The sequence below is a fragment of the Pseudomonas sp. genome (assembly GCF_030147005.1).
In the GTDB taxonomy this organism is placed as follows: domain Bacteria; phylum Pseudomonadota; class Gammaproteobacteria; order Pseudomonadales; family Pseudomonadaceae; genus Aquipseudomonas.
Genome location: NZ_JASLAW010000063.1, coordinates 1 through 6,822, shown reverse-complemented (window position 1 = coordinate 6,822; position 6,822 = coordinate 1). Strand labels below are relative to the sequence as shown.

General features: G+C 61.8%; 8 protein-coding genes. 4 read left to right on the top strand and 4 right to left on the bottom strand.

The window, feature by feature from the left end; all coding sequences use genetic code 11:
* The first annotated feature begins 265 nt into the window (after nt 1-265).
* The 4 genes from Q1V60_RS05975 (at nt 266) to cmoB (ending at nt 3,070) form a co-directional block, all read left to right on the top strand.
* Nucleotides 266-655 carry a protease inhibitor I42 family protein gene (locus Q1V60_RS05975; protein WP_300628348.1) on the top strand — a complete coding sequence of 130 codons (390 nt, stop codon included), beginning with the start codon at nt 266-268 and terminating at the stop codon, nt 653-655.
* Between the two features lie 149 nt (nt 656-804).
* Nucleotides 805-1,227 carry a hypothetical protein gene (locus Q1V60_RS05970; RefSeq protein WP_300628347.1) on the top strand — a complete coding sequence of 141 codons (423 nt, stop codon included), beginning with the start codon at nt 805-807 and terminating at the stop codon, nt 1,225-1,227.
* A gap of 146 nt (nt 1,228-1,373) precedes the next feature.
* Nucleotides 1,374-2,117 (top strand): carboxy-S-adenosyl-L-methionine synthase CmoA, encoded by a 744-nt coding sequence (gene cmoA, locus Q1V60_RS05965; RefSeq protein WP_300628346.1) that lies wholly within the window; start codon nt 1,374-1,376, stop codon nt 2,115-2,117.
* Entirely contained in the window at nt 2,114-3,070 is a 957-nt protein-coding gene (cmoB, locus tag Q1V60_RS05960) for a tRNA 5-methoxyuridine(34)/uridine 5-oxyacetic acid(34) synthase CmoB (protein ID WP_300628345.1), read from the top strand. Before cmoA ends, cmoB begins: the two co-directional genes overlap by 4 nt.
* A gap of 76 nt (nt 3,071-3,146) precedes the next feature.
* Here the strand turns inward: cmoB and tadA are convergent, their stop codons facing one another.
* The 4 genes from tadA to recO all read right to left on the bottom strand — a co-directional run bounded on the left by tadA (nt 3,147) and on the right by recO (nt 6,734).
* Nucleotides 3,147-3,641, bottom strand: a complete 495-nt coding sequence (tadA, locus tag Q1V60_RS05955; protein ID WP_300628344.1) for a tRNA adenosine(34) deaminase TadA — start codon at nt 3,639-3,641, stop codon at nt 3,147-3,149.
* Entirely contained in the window at nt 3,641-5,023 is a 1,383-nt protein-coding gene (locus tag Q1V60_RS05950) for a multicopper oxidase family protein (RefSeq protein ID WP_300628342.1), read from the bottom strand. Before Q1V60_RS05950 ends, tadA begins: the two co-directional genes overlap by 1 nt.
* A 232-nt stretch (nt 5,024-5,255) precedes the next feature.
* Entirely contained in the window at nt 5,256-5,999 is a 744-nt protein-coding gene (pdxJ, locus tag Q1V60_RS05945; protein ID WP_300628341.1) for a pyridoxine 5'-phosphate synthase, read from the bottom strand.
* A gap of 51 nt (nt 6,000-6,050) precedes the next feature.
* Nucleotides 6,051-6,734, bottom strand: coding sequence for a DNA repair protein RecO (gene recO, locus Q1V60_RS05940; protein WP_300628339.1), 684 nt, complete (start codon nt 6,732-6,734; stop codon nt 6,051-6,053).
* Nucleotides 6,735-6,822: the final 88 nt, after the last annotated feature.

Here is a 6,822-nt window from a genome sequence, read left to right as displayed (position 1 = left end):
TCGCGGGCAAATCAGTTAAGAAGCAGCCCTTCACCGTGGCGACGGAGCTTGCTCCCGCTGGGTCGCGAAGCGGCCCCAGGAATATGGGACTGCTAACGCAGTCCAGCGGGAGCAAGCGCCCTCGCCACAGGTTCAGCGGCGCACCCAACGTTACGTAGATACCTATGCCGCGATCGCATCAGCCGCTCCACCGCAACCCGCTCCTGTCACACCCTGCCTCATCTTCGGTTATGCTCGCCCTTCGTCGTGTATAAACGGAGCCCCCATGACCGCAGCCCGCCTGCTTCTCCCCCTGAGCCTTGCCCTGCTGACCGCGTGCGCCAGTGCGCCGAAGCAAAACGTCACCGTGGACGATCAGAGCGCCTGCCCGCTCCCGCTTAAAATCGGGCAAAACCTCATCCTTACCCTGCCCAGCAATCCCACCACCGGCTACCGCTGGGCCATCCAGGATTCGGCCGGCGGCGTGTTGCGCGCCTTGAGCCCGGAGGTGTACAGCAGCAGCGAGTCCGGCGTGATCGGCGGCGGTGGCCAGTCCACCTGGCGCTTCCAGGCATTTGCCGCAGGGCAAGGCCGTTTGCGCCTGACCTCCCAGCAACCATGGGAACCCGAGGCCGAGCCCGTCGAGACCTTCGACTGCGCCATTACGGTGAACTGATCCACCAGGTGCATCTATCCCAGGCTTTATCTGGCGCAAAAACGTCTATAAAACTGGTATTTATGACAGTTATGGGCGTTGGGCACGCCCTGTACCCTCTAAGAACACCGCCGCAATCCGGCCGGCGCGTGGGTAAAGAGGATTCGATCATGCCCCCCCGTACTTATGAGCCAGTGGAAGGCGTATTCACCGCAACCGTCAACACCGTCGCCAATTTCAAGGCGGACAAAATTTATTGGAGCGCAGGCGACGAGCTGATTATTGTGGGGGTCGATGAAAACTCAGAAGGCCCTTTACGCCTCATAGAAATGCGCCTGGCGCCTGATATACCGAACGGCAGGCATTCCTATCCAGGGGAGCAGATCCGCCAACTTAACGTTGCCGCGAACACTGCGCCCGCGCACTATTTGACTGACAGCGGCTATGTGGACGTTGATTTTGACCGTGAACATAACGCCTACAAAGGGACGCTTGAAATCAAAGCAACGGACCTCTTTTCGTCAAAAACCATCGAGGTGGTGGCTGCATTTTGTTTTTCCACGGGCACTATTCCCAGCCTCAAGCACAAATAGTGGCGCGTGTTCCCACCGCCCCGGCCGATCCGTAGGGGCGGTGAATCCATGACTGCCCTTGACGTCGCGGTTTATCAGACAACCCGCGCATCCCACGACTAACTTGGCTAAAATGCCGGCCTTTCCCCCTCGTCGCCGGAACAACCGTGAGCAAAGAACCCGATCGCCTATTCGCCCAGCCCCTGCCCCAGGTGCCGGACTTCGCCTTTAACGAGGACGTGGTGCGGGTGTTCCCGGACATGATCAAGCGCTCGGTGCCCGGTTACCCGACCATCGTCGAAAACCTCGGCGTGCTCGCCGCGCAGTTCGCCCAGCCGGGCAGTGTGCTGTATGACTTGGGCTCCTCCCTGGGCGCCGTGACCCAAGCCCTGCGCCGCCATGTGCGCACCGAGGGTTGCCGGGTGATCGCGGTGGATAACTCGACGGCGATGGTCGAGCGCTGTCGCGAATACCTCAACGGCCAGGATTCGATGTTCCAGGAACTGCTGCCGGTGGAGGTGATCGACGGCGATATTCTCGCCCTGCAGTTCCAACCGGCCTCAGTGGTCGCGCTGAACTTCACTCTGCAATTCATCGCCCCCGATGAGCGCCTGGCATTGCTGGGGCGCATCCGTCAGTCGCTGCTGCCGGGCGGTGCACTGATCCTCTCGGAAAAGCTGCGCTTCGACGATGCCGAGGAACATGGGTTGCTGACCGACCTGCATATCGCGTTCAAACGCGCCAACGGCTACAGCGAACTGGAAATCGCCCAGAAGCGTAGCGCCATCGAAAACGTCATGAAGCCCGACAGCCTCGAAGAACACCGCGAACGCCTGCTGGCGGCCGGGTTCTCGAAAGTCGTGCCGTGGTTCCAGTGTCTTAACTTTGCCTCGTTGATTGCCTTGCCATGATTGATTTGTCTCCCCTCGCCCGCCATTTGGTAGGCACTCCTTTGGCCGTGTGGGCCCAAGGCCTGCAAGCGCAGCTCGATAGCAAGATGGAAAAAGGCCATGGCGACCTGGAGCGCTGGCAAAGTGCATTGGACGCGTTGCCCGCCATCCTGCCGACGCACATTGACTTGCTCAATGGCCTGGTGCTGGACACCGACTGCGACGACGCCACCCGCACGCAAATGCACAGCGCGCTGATGGGCCTGAGCCCGTGGCGCAAGGGGCCGTTCCACCTGTTCGGCGTGCATGTGGACACCGAATGGCGCTCGGACTGGAAATGGTCCCGCGTGGCGCCGCACCTGGATTTGAAGGGCAAGCGCATCCTCGATGTAGGCTGCGGCAACGGCTATTACATGTGGCGCATGCTCGGCGCCGGCGCCGACAGCGTGATTGGCGTGGACCCGAACTGGCTGTTTTTCTGCCAGTTCCAGGCGGTGCAACGTTACCTGTCAGCCCCCAGGGCCTGGCACTTGCCGTTCCCGTTCGAAGACTTGCCGGCGAACCTTGAAGGGTTCGATACCGTGTTTTCCATGGGCGTGTTCTATCACCGTCGTTCGCCGATCGAGCACTTGCTCGCGCTGAAAGACACGCTGGTCAAGGGCGGTGAGCTGGTACTGGAGACCCTGGTGATCGAAGGCGATCAGCAACAGGTGCTGGTGCCGGAAGATCGCTACGCGCAGATGCGTAACGTGTGGTTCCTGCCGTCGGTGCCAGCACTGATGTTATGGCTGCGCCGTGCGGGCTTCAGTGACGTGCGTTGCGTGGATGTAAGCGTGACCACGGTCGAGGAACAGCGCGGGACGGCGTGGATGAAGTTCCAGTCGTTGAGTGACTTCCTTGATCCGCAGGATCACAGCAAGACCATTGAAGGGCTGCCGGCGCCGATGCGGGCGGTAATCATCGCCAGAAAATAAACCAGCTTGGCGTGGATAAGCGCAGGGCAAAGTGGGGAGACGCTTGCCCTCTTGCACATGTTGCCCTCCGTGTTCTTCAAAGCGCAGGCTTGGCTCGACGAGCTTTGAAGAATTCGCTCAATACCTTGCCGCACTCTTCGGCCAGTACCCCACCTTCAAACAGTACCCGATGGTTGAGAAACCCCTGGGTAAAAAACTGTCCCTGGCTCTGCACGATCCCCGCCTTCGGTTCCAGCGCGCCGTACACCACCCGCGCCACCCGTGAATGCACGATCAGCCCCGCGCACATGCTGCACGGCTCCAACGTCACATACAGCGTGCTGCCCGGCAGGCGGTAATTGCTGAGCGACTGCGCCGCCGTACGAATCGCGACCATCTCGGCGTGGGCGCTGGGGTCATTGCCGCTGATCGGGCAGTTGAAACCGCGACCGATGATCTCACCGTCCTGCACCAGTACCGCGCCCACCGGCACTTCACCGAGCGCCGCGCCCTGGGCGGCAAGCGCCAGGGCTTCACGCATGAAGTCCTGATCGCGGCTGCGGTCGATGATCGCCGGGCGAATCTGGCGCATCACGCCACCTCGATGGCGGCCATCAGGCCGGTTTCCATATGGTCGATCACATGGCAGTGGAACATCCACACGCCTGGGTTATCCGCCACCAACGCCACGCGGGCGCGCTCGTTCTTACCCAGCAGGTAGGTGTCGGTGAAATACGGGATGACTTTGTGGCGGTTCGAGGCAATCACCTTGAAGCTCATACCATGCAAGTGAATCGGGTGCTGGTACTGGGTCATATTCTTCAATTCGAAAATATAGCTTTTGCCCTTTTCCAATTTGGCAATCGGGCGGTCGGCGCAGGTTTTGTCGGTAATGTCCCAGGCCTGGCCGTTGATTTGCCACAAGCTCGGTGGCTTGCCGTTATCGATGTTGACCGACACCGAACCGACCCACTCGAAATTGAAGTTGAGTTTCTCGGCATTCGCCAGGTCCGGTTCGGCAACAGGGTTGGCGGGCAGCGCCGGCGGCCACTCGGTCGGCGCGTCGGCATTGGCAACCGAGCGGAACGTACCGAGGCGCACCGGGCCATTGCGGATCGACAGTTCTTCGCCCGCCGGCGGCGCCTTGATCGCCAGGCAAATACGCATGCCAGGGCCCAGCCAGTATTCTTTGCCCAACGGGCGCGGCTCAATGGGGTTGCCGTCCAGCGCGTAGATCTGCGCTTCGACGTTCGGGATGTTGATGCGATAAGTCAGGGTGTTGTCGAGGTTGAGCAAACGCACCCGGGTGATCTGCCCGGCCGGCAGTTCAACCACCGCCTGGGACACGCCATTGATCGTCGACAAACGCCCGGCCGTGCCGCCACGGGCCGCTTCACGGGGAATGCTGAAAGCGACGAAGGCGCCCTCTTCGTCCACGTGCCAGCTTTTCAGGCTGAGGGTGCGTTCGTGTTTGAAACCGGTGGGCTCGCGTTCTTCGATGATCAACGGGCCGACCAGACCACGGCCGAGTTCCTCGCTACTGTTCACATGGGGGTGGTACCAGTAGCTGCCAGCGTCGGGCACGCGGAACTTGTAGTCGAAGTATTCCCCTGGCAATACCGGCAGTTGCGATACGTAGGGCACACCGTCCATTTCCAGCGGCAGGCGGATGCCATGCCAGTGGATGGTGGTGGCCACCGGCAGGTGGTTGATAAAGCGCACCCGCAGCCATTCGCCCTGGCGTACGCGCAACTCGGTGCCCGGCGCGGAGGGGCCGAAGGCCCAGGCCTCGGTCTTGTGGCCCGGTACCAATTCCACGTCCAAGGGCGCGGCAATCAACTCGTAATCGTGCCCCGCCTCGGATTCAGCGACTTTTCCCAGCCAGTAGCGGTAGCCGCCACCGGCACCGACGCCCACTACGGCCAGGCCTGCAAGACCACCCAGGATTTGTCGACGGGAAAAGGATCGGGACACAACAACCTCACGTATCTGCCGCAGGCCTGGGGCCTGCAAAGGGCAGATACGATACACCTGCGTCGCCTAAACAGTAAGGCTTCGCATTGCCGCATGACTTAAATGTAATGTTCGATGAAGATCACGTGTGAAAGCTGGCTTGCCTGCGATTGCTCTCGATCAGGCAGCAAATCAGCGACTGAACCACCGCTATCGCAGGCAAGCCAGCTCCCACAGGGGATCGGCGGTGTTTTCAGGCTTTAGCGGCAGCCAGGATCAACGCCTTCATCTCGGCCACGGCACCTTTCAACCCGACGAACAGCGCGTGGGCCACCAGCGCATGGCCGATGTTCAGCTCGTTGATGCCCTTGATCGCGGCCACAGCCTCGACGTTGTGGTAGTGCAGGCCATGCCCGGCGTTAACGATCAGGCCTTCGTGAAGGCCGCAGCTCACCCCGTCGATGATGCGTTGCAGCTCGTCGGCCACTTCGGTCGGCGTGCTTGCATCGGCGTAACGGCCGGTGTGCAGCTCGATGGCCGGGGCACCAATGCGGCGTGAGGCTTGGATCTGGCGCTCGTCGGCGTCAATGAACAATGACACTTCGCTGCCGATCTTCGACAGACGCTCCACGGCAGCCTTGATGCGCGCTTCCTGGCCTGCTACGTCGAGGCCGCCTTCGGTGGTCAGCTCCTGGCGGGTTTCCGGCACCAGGCAAATGTGCGCCGGGCGGATGCGCTCGGCGAACTGCATCATCTCTTCGGTGACACCCATTTCGAAATTCATGCGGGTTTGCAGCACGTCCTTGAGCAGCAGCACGTCGCGCTCCTGGATGTGGCGGCGGTCTTCGCGCAGGTGCACGGTGATGCCGTCGGCGCCCGCTTCTTCGGCGTCCAGCGCGGCCTTGACCGGGTCAGGGTAACGGGTGCCCCGAGCCTGGCGCAGGGTGGCCACGTGGTCGATGTTGACGCCAAGAAGAATGCGGTTGCTGGTGGTCACGGAAGCGCTCCTGAAAGGGGAAAGAATCGGTGCACAGCATACACGGGGATGTCAGGGCTTTCGAAACAACTCGCGACTGACCAGCGGGCGTCCGCCCAAGTGCACGGCCAGGGCCTGACGCATCAGGCGCTTGGCGGCGGACAGCGCGCCGGGGGCCGTCCAGTCGGCTTCGCTCATGGCCAGCAATTCGGCGCCCTGGAACAGGCCCGGTTGCAACAAGTAGACGCGCTCAAGGCCCGCGTCCACTTGCAGGCGATACATGCCGTCGGCGGCGACGGGATCGCCGTGCAGGTCGTTGTGCAATTCAAAGCCGTAGCCCAAGTCATCCAGCAGGCGCCACTCAAAAGCGCGCAGCAACGGCTCCAGGGGACGGCCTTCAGCGAGGGCGAGCAAGGTGGTGGCGTAGTGATCGAAGACGGCCGGGTGCGGGTCTTCGGCGGGTAACAGGCGGATCAGCAGCTCATTGAGGTAGAGCCCGCTGAAGAGCGCATCGCCATTGAGCCAGGCAGAGGTGCCGACGCTTTCCAGGCGGCCAACGTTCTTCAACTCGCCCTTGCCGCGAAACTCCACATCCAGGGCCACGAACGGCCTGGCCAACGTACCGGCCTTGCCTCGTGCGCTGCGCAAAACCGCGCGCAGGCGGCCTTGAGGCGTGAGGAAGTCCACCAGCGCGCTGGTCTCGCGGTAGGCGCGGCTGTGCAAGACATAGGCGAGCTGGCTGAGGGGCTGGGACATGGGGGTCTCACTGCTGGAATGCATGCTTGAAAACGACACAAACCTAATGTGGGAGCGGGCTTGCTCGCGAATGCGATGGGTCAGCCTA